The sequence below is a fragment of the Streptomyces sp. NBC_00080 genome (assembly GCF_045041255.1).
In the GTDB taxonomy this organism is placed as follows: domain Bacteria; phylum Actinomycetota; class Actinomycetes; order Streptomycetales; family Streptomycetaceae; genus Streptomyces; species Streptomyces coriariae.
This window is the reverse complement of sequence record NZ_CP108235.1, coordinates 50,384-70,213: the sequence shown is the minus strand read 5'-3', so window position 1 is coordinate 70,213 and position 19,830 is coordinate 50,384. Positions and strand designations below refer to the sequence as shown.

At 73.6% G+C, this 19,830-nt stretch carries 16 protein-coding genes; 13 read left to right on the top strand and 3 right to left on the bottom strand.

What is annotated here, in order from left to right; genetic code table 11:
• Window positions 1–10 precede the first annotated feature (10 nt).
• A complete protein-coding gene (locus OHU34_RS00305; protein WP_142270678.1) occupies window positions 11–499 on the bottom strand; it encodes a PhzA/PhzB family protein in 489 nt (162 codons plus the stop codon).
• Between the two features lie 305 nt (window positions 500–804).
• Here OHU34_RS00305 and OHU34_RS00300 point away from each other — a divergent pair, with 305 nt between their 5' ends.
• Complete coding sequence (locus tag OHU34_RS00300; RefSeq protein ID WP_142270677.1) at window positions 805–1,905, top strand: methyltransferase; 1,101 nt, start codon at window positions 805–807, stop codon at window positions 1,903–1,905.
• Between the two features lie 34 nt (window positions 1,906–1,939).
• Here OHU34_RS00300 and OHU34_RS00295 read toward each other — a convergent pair whose 3' ends face one another.
• Together OHU34_RS00295 and OHU34_RS00290 are read right to left on the bottom strand one after the other, a co-directional pair.
• Window positions 1,940–3,163 (bottom strand): cytochrome P450, encoded by a 1,224-nt coding sequence (locus tag OHU34_RS00295; RefSeq protein WP_142270676.1) that lies wholly within the window; start codon window positions 3,161–3,163, stop codon window positions 1,940–1,942.
• Between the two features lie 108 nt (window positions 3,164–3,271).
• Window positions 3,272–3,883 carry a nuclear transport factor 2 family protein gene (locus tag OHU34_RS00290; RefSeq protein ID WP_268827263.1) on the bottom strand — a complete coding sequence of 204 codons (612 nt, stop codon included), beginning with the start codon at window positions 3,881–3,883 and terminating at the stop codon, window positions 3,272–3,274.
• A gap of 474 nt (window positions 3,884–4,357) precedes the next feature.
• On the opposite strand from OHU34_RS00290, the gene OHU34_RS00285 reads away from it, so the two are divergent.
• The 12 genes from OHU34_RS00285 to OHU34_RS00230 all read left to right on the top strand — a co-directional run bounded on the left by OHU34_RS00285 (window position 4,358) and on the right by OHU34_RS00230 (window position 19,574).
• Window positions 4,358–5,815 carry a multicopper oxidase family protein gene (locus OHU34_RS00285; RefSeq protein ID WP_142270675.1) on the top strand — a complete coding sequence of 486 codons (1,458 nt, stop codon included), beginning with the start codon at window positions 4,358–4,360 and terminating at the stop codon, window positions 5,813–5,815.
• A 56-nt stretch (window positions 5,816–5,871) separates the two neighbouring features.
• On the top strand, window positions 5,872–7,437 hold the full coding sequence (locus OHU34_RS00280) for an MDR family MFS transporter (RefSeq protein WP_405764014.1): 1,566 nt from the start codon (window positions 5,872–5,874) through the stop codon (window positions 7,435–7,437).
• A 782-nt stretch (window positions 7,438–8,219) separates the two neighbouring features.
• The gene (locus OHU34_RS00275; RefSeq protein WP_405764012.1) at window positions 8,220–9,476 is read left to right on the top strand and encodes a 3-deoxy-7-phosphoheptulonate synthase class II; all 1,257 of its coding nucleotides are present in this window, start codon (window positions 8,220–8,222) and stop codon (window positions 9,474–9,476) included.
• Between the two features lie 593 nt (window positions 9,477–10,069).
• Entirely contained in the window at window positions 10,070–11,608 is a 1,539-nt protein-coding gene (locus tag OHU34_RS00270) for an NAD(P)/FAD-dependent oxidoreductase (protein WP_160160089.1), read from the top strand.
• A 422-nt stretch (window positions 11,609–12,030) separates the two neighbouring features.
• Entirely contained in the window at window positions 12,031–13,752 is a 1,722-nt protein-coding gene (locus OHU34_RS00265; protein ID WP_142270672.1) for a cytochrome bc complex cytochrome b subunit, read from the top strand.
• A gap of 117 nt (window positions 13,753–13,869) precedes the next feature.
• A complete protein-coding gene (locus OHU34_RS00260) occupies window positions 13,870–14,229 on the top strand; it encodes a DUF3099 domain-containing protein (RefSeq protein ID WP_142270671.1) in 360 nt (119 codons plus the stop codon).
• A 193-nt stretch (window positions 14,230–14,422) separates the two neighbouring features.
• Window positions 14,423–15,214 carry a hypothetical protein gene (locus tag OHU34_RS00255; RefSeq protein WP_405764009.1) on the top strand — a complete coding sequence of 264 codons (792 nt, stop codon included), beginning with the start codon at window positions 14,423–14,425 and terminating at the stop codon, window positions 15,212–15,214.
• Window positions 15,215–15,865: 651 nt separating this feature from the next.
• Complete coding sequence (locus tag OHU34_RS00250) at window positions 15,866–16,048, top strand: hypothetical protein (protein WP_327488632.1); 183 nt, start codon at window positions 15,866–15,868, stop codon at window positions 16,046–16,048.
• A gap of 460 nt (window positions 16,049–16,508) precedes the next feature.
• Window positions 16,509–16,883 carry a DUF6059 family protein gene (locus OHU34_RS00245; RefSeq protein ID WP_142270669.1) on the top strand — a complete coding sequence of 125 codons (375 nt, stop codon included), beginning with the start codon at window positions 16,509–16,511 and terminating at the stop codon, window positions 16,881–16,883.
• Window positions 16,884–17,235: 352 nt separating this feature from the next.
• On the top strand, window positions 17,236–17,406 hold the full coding sequence (locus OHU34_RS00240) for a hypothetical protein (protein WP_160160088.1): 171 nt from the start codon (window positions 17,236–17,238) through the stop codon (window positions 17,404–17,406).
• The gene (locus OHU34_RS00235) at window positions 17,399–17,944 is read left to right on the top strand and encodes an aromatic prenyltransferase (RefSeq protein ID WP_405772089.1); all 546 of its coding nucleotides are present in this window, start codon (window positions 17,399–17,401) and stop codon (window positions 17,942–17,944) included. The genes OHU34_RS00240 and OHU34_RS00235 overlap by 8 nt, the downstream gene beginning before the upstream one ends.
• A 205-nt stretch (window positions 17,945–18,149) precedes the next feature.
• Complete coding sequence (locus tag OHU34_RS00230; RefSeq protein ID WP_405764006.1) at window positions 18,150–19,574, top strand: NACHT domain-containing protein; 1,425 nt, start codon at window positions 18,150–18,152, stop codon at window positions 19,572–19,574.
• Window positions 19,575–19,830 lie beyond the last annotated feature (256 nt).

Genomic DNA, 19,830 nt, shown 5'->3' with positions numbered 1-19,830 from the left:
CTCCAGTTCCTCAGGTGGGGATTCCGGCGCGCCTGATCTCCGGTACGGGGATGCCCAGCGAACGCAGTTGCTCGAAGGGGTTCATGAACTCGCGGTTCTGCACGATCTTCCCGTCGTCGAGGGCGAAGGAGTGCAGGAAGTGGTTCTCGTAGTAGCCCTCCGGATAGCCGGGGAAGCAGATCTTGCCGTGGCCGTCGCACTCCACCCAGAAGAAGCCGGGGTCCTGCGTCTCGAAAACCTGGATGTTGTACCACTCCCAGTCCGGGAAGCACTTCAGCGACCAGACGCCGTGCTCGGCCAGGCGGTCGCGGCCCCGGATGACGATGGGCGCGCCGGTGTCGTTGGTCCACAGGCCGCCGCTGCCGTCCTCGACGAACAGCTCGTGCCGGCGCAGACGGCTCTCGCCCTTGGTGTCCGCCAGGTACTTCTCTACGGTGGCGCGGTTCTTGCGGCGCAGTGCGGCGGCGTCGGTGAAGCCGTGTGGTGCGGCGTCGGCCATGGGATCCCCTCGCGGCGTAGGTGGGCGCACGGCGCCGAAGGACGGCACTGCGGCCGAAATAAAGAGGAAAAGGTCAAAGGGTCGCGGGCAAGCATGTCCTCCCCGACTCGGCCAGGGCTTGGCGGCCGGTCGAGGACGGCTCGACAGCCGCCGCCCGCCCGCCGCACCGGCGCCGCGCCGCGGGCGGCGTCCGCCTGCGGCTCAGGCGCTTTTCGACCGGACCGCGATGCACGCGGCGCAGGCTAGGACACGAACGGATCCGGTTGAGGTGCCTCGTGAGAGGCGGGAGAGAGGCGAAGCGCCCGATGACAGCTGTTGACCCCGACGCCGCGGGAACCTTCCCCCACCCGGCCGATGCGGAAGCGGCCGCCTCCCCGGACACGCCCGCCGGCACGGTCGATGCCTTCAGGGAGCCGACCGAGCAGCTGCTCGAACTGTCCCTGGGCTACCTGTACTCGGCGGCGCTGCACACCGCGGCCCGCTACGACATCGCCGACCTGCTGGCCGACGGCCCGCGCACCCCCGCGGAGCTGGCCCGCGCGGCCGGCGTCGACGGGCCGCAGCTGTACCGGGTGTTGCGCTTCCTCGCCACCAAGGGTGTCTTCCGCGAGGACGAGACCGGCCGCTTCCACCTCACCCCGCTCGCCGAACCGCTGCGCAGCGACGCCGAGCGCTCCCTGCGCGACTACGTCCTGGTGCGCGGCGAGGAGGTCTTCTGGCACTCCGCAGCCCGGCTGCACGAGGCGGTACGCACCGGACGGACCGCCTTCGAGGGCCTGTACGGCGTCCCCTTCTACGACTACGTGGCGGCCGACCCCGACCTGGCGGCGGCGTTCAACGCCAGCATGGCGGCCTTCTCGGGGACACTCACCAACGACGTTGCCGCGGCCTGCGACCTCGACGGCGCCAAGAGCGCCGTCGACGTGGGCGGCGGCCGTGGCGGCCTGCTGCACGCCCTGCTGCGGCGCCATCCGCAGCTGACGGGCACGCTGTTCGACCTGGAGTCCGTCGTGAGCGCCCATGTGCTGGACACCCCGGAGCTGACGGGCCGCTGGCGCGCCAAGGCGGGGGACTTCTTCACCTCGGTCCCCCCAGGGGCCGATGTCTACCTCCTCAAGCACGTGCTGGCCAGCTGGCCGGACGAGGAGTGCGTCCGCATCCTGCGCAGCTGCCGCCGGGCGATGCCCGGACACGGCCGGCTGCTCGTCATCAACGCGCTGGTCCCGCCCGGCAACGAGCCGCACCCCGGCAAGACCATCGACATGGTCATGATGACGGTCCTCAACGGCAAGAGCCGCACGCGCGCGCAGTACGAAGCGCTGCTCGCCCAGGCCGGGTTCGCCGTGACGGGCGTGGTGGAGGCCTCACCGCACGCGTCGGTCGTCGAGGCGGCCGTGCGGCACTGACGCCGTGCCGGGCGACCCGCCCGGCACGGGTCCCTCACCAGGTGACAGGGAATTCCAGCAGCCCCTGCGTGGTGTCGCCCGGCTTGAAGGGGATCTCCGCCACGGGGACGGCCGGCCGCAGCGCGGGCAGCCGCGCGAACAGGCTGCCCAGAGCGATCTCCAGTTCCGCGCGGGCCAGATTCTGGCCCAGACACTGGTGGATGCCGAAGCCGAACCCCAGATGATGGCGGGCGGGACGCTGCCAGTCGAGGGCGTCGGGCGCGTCGTACACCGACGCGTCGCGGTTGATCACCGACAGCGCGAAGAGGACGCCCTCACCGGCCCGGACCGTGACACCGGCGACCTCGAGGTCCTCCAGCGCCACACGTGCCAGTCCGTCCGAGATCGACAGCATCCGCATCAGCTCCTCGACAGCCGCCGGCCACAGCGCCGCGTCGGCCAGCAGCTCGGCCAGCCGCTCGGGGTGGGCGAGCAGGGTGAGCGTGCCCAGGGAGATCATCCCGGCCGTCGTCTCATGGCCCGCGACGAGCATGAGCAGGGCCAGCGAGACGAGTTCGGCCCGCTCCGCGGTGCCCGCGCGCAGCCGGTCGCGGACGAGGCTGTCCAGCAGGCCCTCGCCGGGCGCGCTCTGCCGCTCCATGCGGTCGATGAGATCGCCGAGATACCCGTCCAGCCGGTCGCGGGCGTCCCGCGCGTCGGCGCCCGTGGGGCCGCTCAGCATCCTGTGGCATTGCGCCGTGAAGAACGCGTGGTCGGCGTAGGGCACGCCGAGCAGGCCGCAGATCATCGTCAGCGACACGGGCAGAGCGAAGGAGGAGACCAGATCGGCGGGCGGACCCTGCGCGATCATCGCGTCCAACAGTGTGTCCACGGTCCGCTGGATACGTGCCCGTTGTGCGCTCACACTCCTGAGGGAGAACGACGGGATCATCATCCGCCGCTGCACATGGTGTTCGGGGTCGTCGGCGCCGAACAGAGCGGGGCTGCGGTCGCGCTGGACGGCCGCGAGGCGGGCCGACACCTGGGGGAAGCCGGGGCTGCGGCGGTCCGAGGACAGCCGCTGGTCGGCCAGCAGCGCACGGGCCGCGCCGTGGCCGGTGACCAGCCAGACCTCGCGGCCGTCATAGAGGGTGACGCGGGACAGGGCCGGTCCGTCCCGCAGGGCGGCGTAGGCGGCGGGCAGTTCGTAGGGGCAGCCGCGGTCCTGAGGGAAGGCGAGAGGTGCGAGCGCCCGGGTGGTGCCGGTCGGTTCCGTCATCGGACACCTCCGAGGAGACCCCGGCCCGCGGGCCGGGGAGGAATCGGACTTCTGCGGAGCAGGACAGCAGGCGGCGGCCCGCCGCCGCGGGGCCGCGGGGACCGGCCTTCACGCGGGAGACACCGCGCTCCCGGCGGACCGCGGCCCGGGCGGCTGCCCTCCGGCGCCGCCGGGCGCTGTGGGGACGTCCCCGCCGGGCCCGCCCCCGGCTGCCTGGCCCGCCCCCTCCACCCCGCCCTCGGCCCCGCTCTGCCGGCCGGCGCTCTGATCGGCGGCCTGGTCGTCCAGGCTGACCCGGCGGCTGCGGACCCGCAGCCCGTCCTGCGCGCGCACCAGGACGTCCTCGCAGACACAGGTCTGGTGCACCCGGGAGGCGCCCCCGATCCGGGTGGCGTAGATGACGGTGTACGCGCGCACGTCCAGGGCCCCGTCCGGGCGTTCGTCGATGACGAACATGCCGGTGACGTGCCGGCGGCGCTCCCCGGCGGCCGCGATCGCGGCCGCCGCCGCACGGGCGCCGCTCTCCAGGGCCGCGCGGCCGCGCATCGGCTCCGGGCGCGTCGGCAGGTGGAAGAGGGCGTCCTCGGTGAAGGTGGCCGCCCACCCCGGCGCGTCACCGCTGTCCAGGCGCTGCATCTGACGGGCGTAGAACCCCGACACCTCCGGGTACAGCGCCGTGTCCGGTGGGGGAGCCGCGTCGGGTCCGGTCGGCCAGGTCAAGGGGGATCTCCGTTCACTGCGCGACGCGCGGCGTGCCGTACCGCTGTCGATGCCGGGCCCGTACAGGGGGAAGTGCCGCCACGCTTGCACAGCACGCCTGTGACTCGATCGAGAGCCCGTGGAGTACGGACGGCGCCCGCCTCGCCCCGCACCGCCCGGCTCCTGTCCGCTGCCTTCCACCGGGCCCCGCCCTCGGCCGCCGCCCACACCGGTCGGTCCGGCGTCCCGTACGACGACCCTCGCCCGCGCCGGTCACCGCCGACGACGCGGACACGGCTCACGACAGCGTCCCGGGCAGCCGGAGGCGGGCACGGCCGCGTACCAGGGGCGCGGCGTATTCGAATCCCGCCGCAACCCTGCTCGGCAACGGCTGGAACCGCGCTCACGGCACGAGCGGGACACGAGTTCCCGGTGCTGGACTTGAGCCGCCTCTTCACCTTTTTTCCGGCACGCATCACAGGAGGACACATCATCATGGTCGCCCGACGCCGTGTGCTCGGCGCAGGACTCGCCATCGGCGGCACGGGATTCACCGGGGTATCCCTTCTGCCGGTCATCAACGCACGCGACGCCTCCGCGGCGGCGTCGCAGCCGGCCGCGGCACCCGTAGTGACGCCGTTCAGCCGGCCCATGCCCCTGGTCCCCGTGCTCTCACCCGTGTCCACCAGCGGCGGCGTGGACCGCTACGAGGTCACCATGCGCGCGGTGAGCAAGGAGATACTCCCCGGTCTGACGACCGACCTGCTGACGTTCGACGGACACTTTCCCGGCCCCACCATCAAGGCCCGCCGGGGCCGCCCCGTCGTCATCCGCCAGCGCAACGAGACCGCGGTGGACACCTCCGTCCACCTGCACGGCGCCTCGGTGCCGCAGAACAGCGACGGCGGCCCCATGGACGTCATCGCGCCGGGCGCCGAACGCGTCTACACCTACCCCAACAGGCAGCGGTCCGCCTCGCTCTGGTACCACGACCACGCCCACCACGTGGAGTCCGAGAACGTCTACCGCGGCCTGCACGGCAGCTATCTGCTCAGCGACGCCGACGAGGCCGCTCTGCCGCTGCCCAAGGACGACTACGACGTGCTGATCGGCATCCGGGACGCGCACTTCGACACCACGACCGGCCAGCTCGTCTACACCATGAGCGACCGGGCCCGCAGCACCATCTTGGTCAACGGCGCGCCCTACCCCTACTTCGAGGTCGCCGCCCGCAAATACCGGCTGCGCTTTGCCAACACCTCCAACCAGCGCTTCGTCGAGCTGGGCCTGGAAGACGGCAGCGACATGATCCAGATCGCCTCGGACGGGGGACTGCTGCCCGAGCCGCACACCACCAAGACCGTCTACCTCTCCTCGGGCGAACGCGCCGACGTCGTCATCGACTTCGCGCGCTACCCGGTCGGCACGAAGATCGTCCTGAAGAACATCGCGGGCTTCGGCCCGGTCGAGGAAGTCGGCCAGGTGATGCGCTTCGACGTGGTGCGCACGGCGGACGACCCCAGCTCCGTACCCTCCACGCTGCGCACCCTGCCGCCGCTGCCCCAGCCCACCGCCGAGCGCACGGTGGTGCTCAGGATGGACGAGGACGGACGCGTCGACCCGAAGGGGTACATCGACGAGAAGCTCTACGACCCCGAGCGCGTCGACGCCCGCATCCGCTTCGGGGCCAGCGAGATCTGGACGGTCACCAACGCCAACACCAAGGCCTCGCACAACTTCCATCTGCACCTGGTGCAGTTCCGGGTCCTGGAACGGGCCGGAGCGGCACCCGGGCCCGCCGAGTCGGGCCTGAAGGACACCGTCGTACTCAAACCGGGAGAGACGGTCAAACTGCAGATGACCTTCGACAGGTACCGGGGCACCTACGTGTATCACTGCCACATGCTCGACCACTCGGCCATGGGCATGATGGCGACGATGAAGATCTGCTGACCGCGGGCGCCCACAACTGCCCATGGAGAAACGCGAGTCGAGCAGGGAGAGCGAGGGTGGCCACCACAGCCGGTGAGGCGACGGGCGGCGCGCACCAGCAGCGCGCACAGCGCCGCGACAGGCGCCGCGCCCTGGTACCGCTGCTGCTCGCGATGCTCCTCTCCCAGCTCGACAACATGATCGTGGGCACCGCGATGCCCACCGTCGCCGGCGACCTCGGCGGCGTGCGGCACCTGACCTGGGTGGTCACCGCCTACACCCTCGCCACGGCCGCCGTCACGCCGCTCTGGGGCAAACTCGGCGACCTGCACGGACGCAAAGGTGCCTTCCTCGGCGCGACCGCCGTCTTCCTCGCCGGCTCCGCGCTGTGCGGCCTGGCCCAGGACATGGGCCAGCTGATCGCGTTCAGGGCCCTCCAGGGCATCGGCGCCGGCGGCCTGATGGCCGGTGCCGTCGCGATCGTGGGCGAGCTCGTACCCCCGCGCGAACAGGGCCGCTACCAGGGCCTGCTCGCCGCCACCATGGGGGCCGCCATGACCGGCGGCCCGCTCGTCGGCGGCACGGTCACCGACCATCTCGGCTGGCGCTGGGCGTTCTACCTCAACCTGCCGGTCGGCGCGCTCGCCCTGGCCCTGACATCGGCGCTGCGGCTGCCCCGACGACGCTCCCCGGCGCGCATCGACTACCCGAGCGCGGTGCTCCTGATGGCCGGCATCACCGCGGTCGTCCTGCTCACCACCCGGGCAGGCGCCCCGCACACCGGGAACCCGTCCGCCCTCGTCGCGCCGGCCGCAGGCGGCGCCCTGTGCCTGGCCGCCTTCGCCGTCCGCCAGCGCAGGACCGCCGCGCCGATCGTGCCGCCGCACATCTTCCGCAGCCGCAACTACGCGCTGATGTCGGTGATCGCGTTCCTGACCGGCTTCGTACTGTTCGGCGCCGTGCTCTTCCTGCCCCTCTACCAGCAGGCCGTACAGGGCGCCTCCGCGACCGGCTCCGGACTGCTGCTGCTTCCGATGCTGGTCGCGATGACCGCGGTCGGCGCGTTCGCGGGCCGGGTCGTCACCGGCAGCGGACGCTACAGAATCCTTCCCGTCGCGGGCGGCGCACTGCTCCTCGCCGGGATGGTCTTGCTCTCGCAGATGGACACCGCCACCTCCCGGCCGCAGTCCGCGCTGTGCATGATGGTCCTCGGCGCCGGCCTGGGCTGCCTGGTCCAGATCGTGACGCTGATCGCGCAGAACAGCGTCGACAGCAAGGACATCGGGGCCGCCTCGGCCACGGTCGCCCTCTTCCGCATGCTCGGCAGCTCGGTCGGCGTCGCCCTCATGGGAGCCCTGTTCAACAGCCGCGTCCTGGACGTGATGGCCGAGCGTGCCCCCGGCCGTCCCGCCCTCGACCACGCCCGGCTGGACGCGGCAAGCCTGTCCGCGCTGCCGGCACCGGTGCGCGAGGCCTACCGGCACGCCACCGCCGCCGGCACCCACGCCGCGTTCCTCGCCGCCGCCGTCGCCGGCGCGGCCGTCCTCGTCGCGGGGCTCCTCATCAAGGAGACCGCGCTGAGCCGGACCGTGTCCCTGTCCGGCGGACCGACCCCCGCGGCCGCCCCGCCCGACGGCGGGTGAGCACGGCACGCCGACCACGACCCGGCCGGGGACACGGCTTCGCACGCGGTACCCGTATACGTCCGTCCAGAAAGGGGCAGTCAGTGCCCGGCTCCTGCCGCGCGGTGTGCGCGGACCACGGTGGTGTGCGCGGCGCGGACCGGACACGCGGTGCGCCCGCTCCCGGCGGCCCGTGGCGGATCCGGCGAGGAACCCCGGGGCCGGGGCCCCCGGCCGCGGACCACGCTCCGGGCCCCTTCGCGGCCGGTGTCCCGGCGCTGCCGGGCGCTCTTCCCGCCGCTGCGCGCCGCCGCGTCACGGACCGCGCGGCAGCTGCCGCGCCGGGCCCGTTCCCCGGCGTCCGGCGGGCCGGCCTCGCCCGGCGGCGGCGCACGGCCGCCCCGCACGCTCCCCCGTCCCGCGCCGGCCCGCCCACCGGGCATCCAGGCCGCCCAACACGGCGGACGGCACCCGAAGGCAGCGGGTCCACCGGGCAGGCCCGGCCACCCGCACACCACCTGGTGCCGTCATGGCGTCACCCCCCACCACTCGGAGGTACGAATCATGAAGAAACCCGCGTCGCTCTCCGTCTGCCCGCCGCCCTCCACGTCCACCTCACGGCTCGGGCCGGGACCGGCCGGCGGCCGCCCGGCTCCGGCAGCGTCCACCGCGTCGGGGGCGGGGACCACGCCGCCGCGGCAGGCTCCGGACCGCCCGGACGGCGATCCGCCCTCGCCTGTCCCGCGCCGCGGGAATCCCCTTCCTGCCCGGCCCGAAGGCCGGAGCATCCCCGGAGGACCCCGGTGACTGCCGCCGTCCACGGCCCCGCGGGCGCCTGCCCGCCGCCTGACGATCCGAAGGCCGAATCCTGGCGGAGCAGGCCCGCCGCCCACCAGCCCGACTGGCCCGACCCCGCCGCCCTGCGCGCCGCGGTCGACGCGCTCACGGCCCGGCCGCCGCTGGTCGCGGCCCGCGAGTGCGACCTGCTGCGCGAGCGGCTGGCGGCCGTCGCCCGGGGCGAGGCCTTCCTGCTCCAGGGCGGCGACTGCGCGGAGACCTTCGACGCGCTCACCGCCGACCAGCTTGACGGCAAACTGCGCACGCTCGGCCGGATGGCCACGGCGCTCACGTCCGCGACCCGCCTGCGCGTCGTCACCGTCGGCCGCATCGCCGGCCAGTACGCCAAACCACGCTCCAGCCCGACCGAGACCCGCGGCGCCCTGACCCTGCCCGCCTACCGCGGCGACGCCGTCAACGACCGGCGCTTCACCGCCGAGGCCCGCACACCGGACGCCCGACGGCTCACCCGCGTCTACGACGCCTCCGCCGCCACCCTGAACTACCTGCGCACCCGTACGGCCGGGCACCCCGATGACCCGCCCGGGCAGCTCTTCACCAGCCACGAGGCACTGCTCCTGGAGTACGAGGACGCCCTCACCCGCTTCGACGCCCGCACCGCAGGCCGCTACGCCACCTCCGCGCACATGGTCTGGATCGGCGAGAGAACCCGCCGCCCCGACGGCGCCCATGTGGAGTTCGCCAGCCGCATCCGAAACCCCGTCGGCGTCAAACTCGGCCCGGGCAGCACCGCCGACGAGGCCCTCGCGCTCGCCGACCGCCTTGACCCCCGGCGCGAACCCGGCCGCCTCACCTTCATCGTACGGATGGGCGCCACGGCCGTCCGCGACGTACTGCCGCCCCTGGTGGAGAAGGTGACGGCAGGCGGCGCCCCGGTGGTGTGGGTGTGCGACCCCATGCACGGCAACACCGTGCAGGGCCCCAGCGGCCACAAGACCCGCCACTTCGAGACGATCATGGACGAGGTCAGCGGCTTCTTCGAGGTGCACCGCGCGCTCGGCACCCACCCCGGCGGCGTGCACCTCGAACTCACCGGCGCCCCCGTCACCGAGTGCGCGGGCGGCACCCTGGCCCCTGTGGCCGCCACCGACGTGGGCCTGCGCTACGAGAGCGCCTGCGACCCGCGGCTCAACCACGGCCAGTCGGTGGAACTGGCCCACCGGGTGGCCCACCTGATGACCGAACCGATGACCCACCGATGACCGAACGACGACTCGCCGGCGACGACCGGGCGGAACACGTCCATGCGCGGCCGGGCCCTTCCGCCACCCCGGGCCCGTCCGGGCCGCGCGCCGCCCGGCCCGGGAACCGTGCACTGCCCGGGCCGGCCACGGGCACCGCGCCCCGCACCGCCCCGCCCCGCACCGGTCCGGTGCGGTGTGCGGCCCGGGACGGAGAACCACGCACTCCCCAGGCCGGGTATCACGCACCGCCCGGGCCCGGCCGGGGTGCTGACCGCCCCGCCGCCGCGACAGGGGCCCGCCCCCGCCCGGCGGGCGGTCGCGTCCTCGACGCCCGCCGGAGTCCTCCTCAAAAATCCCTCGACGTCCGCTCGAACCCCGCCCCGAAACGGGCGCCGCCCGCCAACGCCGCCCGGCGCCCGCGCGCGGCGCCGGACAGGCCCGTCCCACCAGGCACATCGCCCCTGCACACCGCCGGCGGCACGCCGTCCCTGCCGCGCACACCACGGCACCGACCCCACCGGGCGGCCCCGCCGGCCGGCCGGACAGACCCTGCCGTGACGCCGGCCGCGCACCGCATGATGCAACCACAACACACAAGGGGGAAAGCCGACTTGAGTCTGGACGCACGCGCCGTCGACGCAGACGGCCACGGCCACGCCGTCGTGATCGGCTCGAGCCTCGCCGGGCTCACCGCGGCGCGGGCCCTGGCCAATTTCATGGACCGGGTCACCGTCATCGAACGCGACCGGCTGCCCCGCGGCCCCGCACGCCGCCGCGGCATGCCCCAGGCACGGCACCCGCACAGCCTCACCACCACCGCCCAGCACGGCTTGGAGCAACTGTTCCCCGGCATCGGCCGCGACCTCACCCGCGCCGGAGCGGTCCGCGTCCGCATGCCCCAGGACATGCTGCTGCTCGGCCCCGCCGGCTGGCTGCCCCGGTTCGACTCGGGCCTGTCGATGCTGAGCGCCGGCCGCGACCTGACCGACTCGGTGATACGCGACCGGCTGCGCGCCGACCCCAAGGTGGCCTTCCTGCCCGCACACGAGGTCGTCGCCCTGCGGGAAGGCGCCAACGACACCGTCACCGGCGTATGGGCCCGCGGCCGCGACCGGCAGGCGCCCGACGGCTGGGCGCCCCGGCGCCTGATAGCCGCCGACTTCGTCGTGGACGCCTCCGGGCGCGGCTCGTCCGCCCCTCGGTGGCTGGCCGAACTCGGCTACCAGCCGCCCCCGCAGTCGGTGACCGCCGCCCGCACCGTCCACACCACCGCCATGTTCGCCCCGCCCGTCGGCCATGTCGCCGACTTCAAGAGCCTGTTGCTCATGCCCTCGGCCGGCAACCCGCGCCAGGGCATGCTCAACCCCGTCGAAGGCGGCCGCTGGTCGGTGTCGCTCACCTCCGGCGACGGCACACCCCCGCCCACCGACCACGAGGGTCTGCTGCGCGCCGCGGCCGCCCTGCCCCACCCACTGCTGCGCGACCTCCTCGAGGCCGCCACCCCGCTCGGCCCGCTCTACAGCCACGGCCCCGGCGAGCACCACTGGCGCCACTACGAGAAACTGCGCCGCTGGCCCGATCAGTTCCTCGTCGTCGGCGACGCCCTCGCCACCCTCGACCCGGCCCACGGCCACGGCATGACACTCGCCGTGCAGTGCGCCCTCGTCCTCCACGACCTGCTGGCCGGCCACGGAACAGCCGTCGGCCTCGGCTACCGGCTGCGCCAGGCACTCGCCCACCGGGTCACCCCCGCCTGGCAGGCCGGCCTCCGCGGCCTGCACGCGGCGCAGGCGGCCCAGGGAGGGCCGACCGCACTGCGCGCCCGGCTCGGCAGCCGGTACGCGGCCCGGCTGGCGGCCGCCGCAACCACCGACCGGCACGCGGCGACACTGCTGCTCCACCAGCACCAGGCGGCCGCTCCGCCCGCCGCCGTGCTGCGCCCCCGCCTGCTGCGGGCCGCGTGGCGTCCCGCGAGCGGCCTGGCCCCGGCGGGACCGCCCAGCCTCACCCACGGCCCCGAAGCGCGAAGGCGCCGCCCCGCCGCGCCGGACGTACCGGCCGCCGGGCCCGCCGCCGCCCGGCCGCGGCCCACGGGGGCGCCGGCGCCCTGGCCGGCCGCGGCACCCGCCGGTGACCAGCGGAGGCCCTGAACTTCTCTGCCCCACCCGCGTGTTCGAGCCGTACGGCGGAATCGGCCCCATCGCGCACGGGAGCGGCCCGGACCTACGCTGCGCCATATGACAGGAGTGGATCAACCAGCCGCCGAACAAACCCACTTGGGGAGACAGCTCTACTCGATCCCCGGCAACACACCTGAAAACCAGGGCCCGTTGTCCCCGCCATACCCACCAAAACACCCGCCCGGCTCCCAACTCCCGCCGCAGCAAGCCCGGTACAGACTCGAATCTCACTTGAGCGTGGTTGTTCGCCCACCTCAGGCATCGATAGCGTTCGATCCGCTCCAGGGCACGGGCCCGCTTGCGCCGCGGCAGGCCGCCCCCACCCCCGACCGCTCACCGGCCGGGCGGGGTGTGCCTGTGACGGCCGAGCGGCGACGGGAGGGTGCGCGGGTATGAGCACGATCGAGGAGGCTCCGCCGAGCGGGCGCGACGAAGCGTCCAAGGGCGAGCGCATCGCCGACTGGGCCGACGGACGGCTGGGGATCTACAACTTCGGATTCCTGGCCCGCAAGGTCTTCCCCGAACACTGGTCGTTCATGTTCGGCGAGATCGCGCTCTACAGCTTCATCATCCTCGTCCTCACCGGCACCTGGCTCACCCTGTTCTTCGATCCGAGCATGACCGAGACCGTGTACCACGGCTCGTACGTCCCGCTCCAGGGCATCCCGATGTCGAAGGCCTACGCCTCCACGGTCGACATCAGCTTCGAGATACGCGGCGGCCTGTTCATCCGCCAGCTGCACCACTGGTCGGCCCTGACCATGATCGGAGCACTGTGCCTGCACACCCTGCGCCACTTCCTCACCGGCTCGTTCCGCAAGCCGCGCGAGGTCAACTGGCTGATCGGCTTCGTGATCCTCGTCCTGGTCATCCTGGAAGGCTTCCTCGGCTACTCACTGCCCGACGACCTGCTCTCCGGCACCGGACTGCGCATCGCCGAAGGCGTCACCCTCGCGATCCCCGTGGTCGGCACCTACGCGACCATGTTCCTCTTCGGCGGCGAATACCCCGGCCAGGACGTCATCCCGAGGTTCTACAGCCTCCACATCCTGCTGATCCCCGGCATCATGCTGGCCCTGACCGTCATCCACCTGATCCTGGTCTTCTACCACAAGCACACCCAGTTCCGGGGCCCCGGCCGCACCGAGAACAACGTCGTCGGCCAGCCCCTGATGCCCCACTACACGGCCAAGGCTGGCGGCTTCTTCTTCCTGGTCTCCGGCGTCCTCGCCCTGACGGCGGGCATCGCCCAGATCAACCCCATCTGGTCCTTCGGCCCCTACCGTTCCGACCAGATCTCCCAGGGCTCCCAGCCCGACTGGTACATGGGCTTCCTCGAAGGCGCCCTGCGCGCCTTCCCCGCCTGGGAATGGAACACCCCCGGCGGCTACACCATCAACTTCGGCGTCCTGATACCGGCTGTCATCCTGCCCACCCTCATGATGCTCGTCCTCGCCCTGTGGCCCTTCCTCGAAGCCTGGGTCACCGGCGACAAGGACGAACACCACCTCCTGGACCGGCCCCGCGACCACCCCACCCGCACTGCCTTCGGCTGCGCCTTCGTCGCGCTGTACATGGTGCTGCTGTTCGGCGGCGCCAACGACGTCCTCGCCGAACGCTTCCACCTCTCCCTCAACCAGATCACCTACGCGGTACGGATCGGGTTCTTCCTCGTCCCGGTCCTGACCTACGTCATCACCAGGCGGATCTGCCTCGGCCTCCAGCTGCGCGACCGCGACAAGCTCCTGCACGGCCGCGAGACCGGAAAGATCAGAAGGCTGCCGCACGGCGAGTTCGTCGAGGTCCACGAACCCCTCGACGCGGGACAGCGGTACGCCCTGCTCGCCCGCGAGATCCGCGAGACGGCCCCCCCGCCCGCGGCCGAACACGACGGTGTGCCCAACCCCCGGGCCCGCAAGGAGATGCTGCGCCAGCGACTCAGCCGCTGGCTGTACGGCGGCCAGGTCCCCCACCCGACCCCGCAGGAGCTGCGGCAGGCCCACGCCCACCTCGACCACACCCCCGACGGGCACGCCTCACCGAACGGACATCTGGACACCGCCCGCACCGGCGCCCTCCAGCCGGGACGCGAACCGGACAGGGAACGGCACTGACCCGGCGGCGCGGGTGCGAAGAGAACACGCCACCCGCGCCGCCGCCACGCCGCCCCGCGGAGCACACTCCCTTTTCCGGCCGTCCGGCACGAAGGCCGGAGCGTGAACGGAGGCCCGATGAGCCGAACCCCCTGGCACCGGCACGGCCCCCGCCCCGCGTCCATCACCCAGGCCCGCACCGGCCTGACCCAGGACGTCCGCGCCCGCCAGCGCCGCTACCTCGCCGCCATGCTCGTACGCAGCGCCTGCGTGGTCGTCATGGCCGCCACCTGGAACCGCTGGCCCGCCCTCGCGCTGTGCGCGCTGGCCGGCGCGTTCCTCATCCCCTACGTCGCCGTGGTCGCCGCCCAGGCGGGCTGGCGCCAGCAGCGGGGCGACCGCCCCGCCCTGACCCCGGTCCCCGAGGAGCCCGCCGCCGCCCGCGTTCCCCTGGAACCCACCCTGATCCTGCCGCCGGAACACCACACCGCCGCCTGACCGGCCACCCGCCGCACACCTGCACTCCCGGCGGACCGCCCGGCAGGCCCGCAGCGGCGAACGAGCCCCCGCCCTCCAGCCCAGCCCTCCCGGGTGACCGGTGATCGCCGTCCGCGGCCACGCACCACCCCGCCTCCCGCCCGGGCCGCCCCGCCCCGTCCGCACACCCGGCGAAGAGCGAAGAAGGCCCGCCATGACGAGCGTCTCCGTGCCCGTTGCCGACGCCGGTTCGATCCGGCAGACCCGCGCCGGCATGCTCGCCCTCGCCGAACGGCGACTGCGGCACCTCCTCGCACAGCAGCAGACCGACCAGTGCGCCACCGGCCCCCGGCCCGCCCGCGGCGCCGACGGCACGCGGCTGGGACCGGTGTTCTGCGTGAGCGGATTCCTGGCCGCGGGCGGCAACCCCGGCGACCCGGTCGCCATCGACACCTGCGCCGCCCTCGCACTCCTGTACCTGCCCGACCGCATTCCCGGCGAGCCGGCCCGCGCCCACGCCGACCGGCTGGCCGCACGGCTGCCCGCCGCCGCCCGGACCCTGTGGAACGACCTGCGCGCCGAACCGGCCACCGGCCGCCACCCGCACGCCCCGGCCGCCGCCGAGGGCGCCCCCGGCTCCGCCCCCTCGCCCCGGCCCGCCGCGCACGAGAGCGGCCGCCGCACGATCCACCGACCCCTGCTCCTGGGAGCCCTGCTCGCCGGCCGCCCCGACCTGAGCGCCCCCTTCGACAGCTACGGCCCGGCCCTGGAGGAGGCCCTCCAGCTCCGCGACGACCTCCTCGCCGGTTTCGGCCCCGCCACCGAGGACACCGACGGCCCGGCCGCGCCCCGCCACAGCCCGGCCGGCGCGAAGGCCACCGCCGAACGCAGGATCGCCGGCCTGGTCGACAGGGCCTGCGCCGCGCTGGCCACCCCGGCCCTCGGCCGGCCCTGGCGCCAGGAGTTCACCCGCCTCGCCACCGAACTGGCCTACCGCAGCCGCTGACATCGCCCTGCTGTCCAGGACCTGCCCGGTGAGCCGGCAGGGTCCCCTTGCCTGCCTCCCAGGCCGGCGCCATGGATAACGGGCTCGGTCACGAGGAGAGCGCCTTCATCACCTTTCGACGCTACGGCTCGGATGCGAAGGAGCACGGGTTCCGAGCGGGAGGCGGATCTGCGGCGGGAAGTGTTCGGCCGCCTGGCCGCGGCCCATGGCATCCACCACCTCAGCGAGCTCGGTGATGAAGCCATCCATAACTGGCACGCGTGCACGACTCCACGAGTTCGTGCTCATCGACCGCTCGGCCGGGCGGACCACTCTCATCGTCGCCGCCGTCGACTGAGCCGACCACCGGGGTCCCGACGGCCGTCCCGTCCGCAGGCCGGCACCGCAACAGGCCTGCCCGCCCCCGGCTGTTTCCCGGGACGGCAGGCCCCTTGTCCGCGTTCGGGGCAACGACCCGCCCGGCCACCCCACCTGGCCACCCGCCGCCTGCGGACGAGGGCCGCTACAGCCGTACTCGAGGCCGCCCGCCCGCAACACCGCCGATCCGGCCGATCAGCCCGCGCTTTGTGCCATCCGCGGGGGAGCGGGCCTTATGGGGCGGGCCGGGGTGACTGCACCTGGACGGCAAGCACCGTGGGGGAGGGACTGTTCGTGCCGACGATCAATGTGGCGGTGCTGCCGGCGGTCATCATCGTGGTGCGGCTCGGCCGTCGCACCCAGGCCCGCAGCCGCAACGACGAGAAGCCGACGGTGCTCATCGTCCTGGCGCTGTCCTGGCGTTCGGAGTGGTCGTCGCCCCGACCGCGTTCGGACAGGGCGTACTGGACGGGGTGAGCCGGCTCGCCCCAGGGGTCGGCGAGGCAGGCCGCTGACCTCCGCGAGCGCGGTGCGGGCGAGGAAAGCCTCCGGGACACGGCCGGAGCAGGGAGGACCGGGCCCCCGCGCACCGCCGTGCACGAGGGCCCGGGAGCACACCGCCGGTACCCGTAGCCCTCGTCCCGGCGGGTGCTCGCTCGCGGCTCATGACGAACCGCGCCCCGGGTAATCCGAGACAGCCGGCGCGACGGATTGCCTCTGTCTTCCAACAGCCGCCCGGCGCCCGCAGACACCCGCCCGGCAGTCCCCTCGGGTACCGACCACGGCCACCGTCAGCAACACCTGCCACAGGCGCGCGCTCGGTACGCCACACGGCGGCCGCCGGGCCACCGGCACGGCCCGCCTCTCGACCGGGACCCGAGTCCCCTCGGGCACTGTGCACAACCGCACCCGGATCCCAGGAACGGAGGTCAGGAACATGGAAGGGTCCGCACGCGACACGCCGTACGGCCTGCCGCGGTACCCCACGGCCGCCGAACGGGCGACAGCGATCGTCGTCCGGCGCTGTGTCCTGCCCGTGTGGCGGTCCCTGAAGGCCTACGGCCTGATGTGCCTGGGGCTGGTGGGCCACGACGAGGCACCCGGGCCCGACAAGACGCCCGCGCAGGCCCGGCCGCCCGCCCGCAGGGAACCGGGGCTCGCGGCCAGGCACGGCCCGCTGCCCGCTTACGCCGGGCCGCCCCCGGGCCACCCCGAGCGGCTGCGGCCCGACATGCCGCTCACCGAGGCGGAGCGCGCACTGGCACGCCAGCTGTCGGGCCCCCTCACCGGCAACGACCCCACGCCGGGCTGACGGCACCCACGCCGTCGCCCGGGCCCCGGACAACACATTGCCTCCCGGGCAGCCAGAGGGAGGCCGCCCCTGCGCCCGGGACACTCTGGCGACCTGCTGCTGCACGACCCGAAAACGAAACGTCGGCGTCTTCGACCAGCTGTACCGCATCCTGCTCTTCGGGCTGAAGGCGTTCGGCGGACCCGACAGGTCACGAGCCCCCGGCCCGTACCGCCCACCGCCTCTACCGGCTTCGCCCCTACCGGCCGCCAAGCCGGCGCCAACTCGCCGTTCAGCGCCGGCCAAGCCCTCCGGTCGATGCTCTTGCGTACGCGCATCGAGCAGACGTTCCATATCGACACCTGGGGGATCCATGTCCGGCACAGCTGATACAGAACGCCTGTACGCGGCCGTGGAGGAAGCGGCCGGGCTGCTGGACATAGCCTGCCCGCCCGAGAGGATGCGGCCGCTGCTGACCGCGTTCCAGGACGTGCTCGCCGACCCAGTCGTCTTCAACACGGTGACCAAGGGGCCGGATCGCTGACCTCTCCTTCGACTTCACCGTGCCCGCGAGCGCCGGCGACCCGTACGAGATCGCCCTGGCGCACGGCCTCGCCGAAGAGACCGACCACCCGATCCGCACCCTCTTCCGCGACCTCGGGGCGCGATTTCCCGTGCAGGGCTACGGCGTCGACTACGGAGGCACCGGCGGCTTCAACAAGACCTACGCCTTCTTCCCGCTGGGCGACCTGCAGACACGGGCGCGTCCGGCATCCGTGAAGACGTCCGGCTCCCACCGGGCTGCGACCGAGGTGACGCGCACAGCGCCCTCCCGGTCTGCACGAGGCCCCTGTCGGTGCAGTAACCGCAGCCGTGGCGCACCTGCCGGGAGCGTGGCTGCCCGACTCGGCACCGCACCCCGGTTCTTCGGGCGGCCCCGGCCGGGCCAGCGGCGCGAGAACAGGCCAGGACGCGGCCGGGCGTGTACCGGGCCCTCGCGCACCGCCGTGCACGAGGGCCCGGGAGCCCACCGCCGGTACCCGTATCCCTCGTCCCGGCGGGTGCTCGCGCGCGGCTCATGACGAACCCGCGCCCTGGGTAATCCGCAGCGGCAGACGAGACGGATTGCTCCCTGTCTTCGGCTTCCTCGGGTAGCGCGTCCCGCACCGGGTGCAGCGGCCCGGCGGCGGCTACGGACACCCGCGGCAGCCCCCGAAGGGAGAGGGGCCGCCGGTATCGTGGACAGCACTGCGACGGGACGCGCGAGCGGTGAGGCGACGGCATCGAATGCTGGATCAAGCCGACGGGGAGGAGCGCCCCGCTGACGAGTTCTTTGCCGGCGCGACCCGCGAGATATCCGGCAACACCTTCCACGCGTCCGCGGCGATCCAGCAGGGCGACCGGGGCATCCAGGTCAACGTGTTCCCCGACGCGCCCGAAGACGCCCGCAACCGGGAGCGCTGGCTCGCCCAGTACCTGGCGGCCGCCGCCGAGACGTCGAAGGAGCACCCCTATCCCGCGATGCTGCCCAGCGCCGGTCCGTCGCTGGACGACGTCTACGTCCGCCAGCGTCTGGGCAGCCTGGCGCAGGACGGGTTCCCCGTCGAGGGCGACGCGATCGACCGGATCCTGGGCAGCACCCAGATGTGTACGGTTCTCGCGGGGGCAGGCGGTGGAAAGTCCAGTCTCCTGCGCACCCTCCTGGCAGTCGGCGTGGACCGCTGGCGGCAGGACCCCGACCAGGGCGTGGTCCCGGTACTCGTCCCCGCTGCGGCGCTGGACGGCCAGCCGCTCGACACGGCCCTTGCCGGCGTAGTGCGGTCAGGACTCAAGGGCCTGGTCGAAACCCTGCCCCCGGCCCTGTTCCTGGAACCGCCGACGCCACGCGCCTGCTGGCTGGTGCTGGTGGACGAACTCGACGAGATAGCGGACCCCATCAGACGGTGGAGGGTCCTACGGCATCTGCGCTCGGTCGAAGAGAACCCCGACCGCCCGCACTACCGTTTCGTCATCGCCACGCGGCCCCTGCCCGAGAGCGAGCTGGACCTGCTCGGCGCGGCTGTCGGCAGCTACGAGCTGGAGCGCTTCCAGCTCGCGGAGCTTGCGGACGTGGCCCGCCGCTGGTTCGCGGCCTACGGGCTCGGTGACCCGGACCGGCTGGCGCAGCTGTTCGTAGGCGACCTCGAGCGGTCACACCTGGCAGGCCTGGCGCGCATCCCCCTCATGGCGTCGCTGCTGTGCCAGCTGTACGCGGCGACCCCGGGCCAGCCCCTGCCGGCCGTCCGCGGCGCGATCTACGCCGAGTTCGCAAGGATGCTCCACAAACGGCAGTACAACCCGGCTGAGCCCGGCAACCCTCGCACTGTGCACCGAGTTCCGGCGTTACGGAGACGAGGCCGTCGCCTGTGCCGAACGCACCCTGGGCCGGCTGCCGCAGCTCATCGACTTCCTCGCGGCCGAGCGGCGCAAGGGCAACTACGGCTCGGCGCACGGCAGATGAGCAGCTGGCCGAATCACGCCGTACGCAGGCGCGGCGCCACCCTCATGAAGGCCGCGCAGGGGCGGGGGCCCCGCCCCTGCGAGCGGGCGGCCACGTCCGGGCCGTCGACCGGCGGCCTGGTCCGCTCCCGCCGGGCGATCGTCGCCGCCCGGGGCCGCAACGCCATCCCCTCGGACGGCGGCGGCACAGGCAAGAGCGACGGCAACGACTGACGGATCGGGAGCCCTGACGCCCACATCAACAGACTGCGGGAGCAACTCCTAGAGATCTGCCCGGCTTTGGAGCGCGCCGGAAGCGCGGGTCCGGCGGCAGGGGCCGGGGGAGCGGTGCGGGCCGGCGCGATGCCGTCCGGTGCGCGGCAGGCTCCGGAGGCGCGCGCGTCCCGCCAGGAGCCAGGGTGCGCAGCTCCGGCATATGAACCCATCATGGCGGTGCTGGAGGACGGCGGCCGCCCGGCTCGCGAGGCGG